Annotated in this window: 2 protein-coding genes; both read right to left on the bottom strand. The window is 59.0% G+C overall.

The features are described from left to right. Positions 1-109: 109 nt before the first annotated feature. On the bottom strand, positions 110-1318 hold the full coding sequence (locus I5W_RS21795; RefSeq protein ID WP_044530809.1) for an O-antigen ligase family protein: 1209 nt from the start codon (positions 1316-1318) through the stop codon (positions 110-112). Further along, the coding region (locus tag I5W_RS32935) for a hypothetical protein (protein WP_217284462.1) at positions 1267-1500 on the bottom strand (234 nt) is incomplete at its 5' end. The genes I5W_RS21795 and I5W_RS32935, both read right to left, overlap by 52 nt.

Below are 1500 nucleotides of genomic sequence, written 5' to 3'. Positions count from 1 at the left end.
ATGCGCGCTTCCTGATCAAGCGCGGCCACTACGCCTGCGGCCTGTACTGGAACGCCCGCTTCCTGCTCGCGGCTGTGCGCAGGAAGCTGGGGCGCTGATCAGTTACGCATCAGTGACTTTCTTCCTGGCCACGCAGCAGCCCCCACAGAATGACCATGGTGAAGCCCAGGGTCATCACCCCTGAGTTGTGCGCCATGAACACCTGGGAAAAACCGAAACCGATGAAGTTGACGATGAGCAGGATGCCGCCCAACGCATAGGGCTTGGCGTGGGCAGGGGCCGACTTCAGGTGGGCAATGAACAGGCGCAGCGGAATGAAATACAGCGCCAGCAGTACCAACAGACCGGGGATACCACGCTTGACCATGGCATCAAGCCATTCGTTGTAGACGTGGTTGTTGCCGGACATCAGCGGGTTGACCTTGCCCGCTTCGATCTGCTTACTTTCCCATGCCACGAAACCGGCCTTGCCTATGCCTAACAGGGGCGACTCGGCTGCGGCCATGGCACCGGTACGCCACATTTCCATGCGCGTACCAATGGAGCTGTCGGCATCTTTCTTGTGCATGTAGGTCGAGGCCTCGGAGAAGGCCAGCGTCACCCGCGCCCGGTAATCCGTGCTCGGCAGTACTGCGAAGACCACCACGATGGCCGCGATCAACGCGGCCAGACCACCCCAGACATAACGCGGCTGGATCGAGCGGCTGTAGTAGACGCACAGAATGAGCAGACACACCGGCAAGCCCACCCAGCTGCCGCGACTGCCGGTAAACAAGGAACCCAGCAGGCCCGTGATGCCGCCCACGATCAGCAGGATCACCCAGGTCCGCGCCGAGCGCTGCTGCAGCGCCCAGGTGAAACCGGTCAGGCAGAGGATGCCGATGATGAAGCTGATGTCGCCATACTGGATCGCATTGGTATACCCGTTGGCGCGCACGCCATGCGCAAAGTACTGCCAGCCGGCAAACAGACAGGAGCCGACACCCCCCAGGATCAGACCAGACCAGAAACCCGCCGGCGACGGCGGATAAGCGCGCAAGGTCAGCAGCGCCATGGCCGCCAGCAGGAAGCGCAGCGGCAGGTCATATTCCTTGAGGCTTTCGTGGTGGTACAGGTGCATGGTCACGGTGACCAGGAAGTAGATCACCAGTACCGCGATCAGCAGACGATCTTCCCGACTTAAGGTAGAACGGATGCTTTTGTTGACCAAGGTAATGCTACCCAGGGTCAGCAGGATGGCCCCCACCGAAAAGCCGCTGGGGATGATCAGTGAAATGGCAGAAAAGAGAAAGACTGCAAATGAAGTAAAGCTGCCCATCTAAGTGAATCCTGTTTATAGTTTGAATTGACGAAGGCCAGAGCCCCCCATTGTTTTGATAACGTGCGATCGGGGAAGTCAGGCCCCTCACCCGGCTTCTTATTCATTGACTTCCTCCGGTACAAATCTTCAATACTCGACCACCACTGCCTCCTTCCCGAAAGACGCCACCAGCGTCGATT

The sequence above is a fragment of the Herbaspirillum sp. B65 genome, from assembly GCF_000333555.1.
Lineage (GTDB): Bacteria > Pseudomonadota > Gammaproteobacteria > Burkholderiales > Burkholderiaceae_D > Herbaspirillum > Herbaspirillum rubrisubalbicans.
This window is presented reverse-complemented; position numbering and strand designations above follow the sequence as displayed.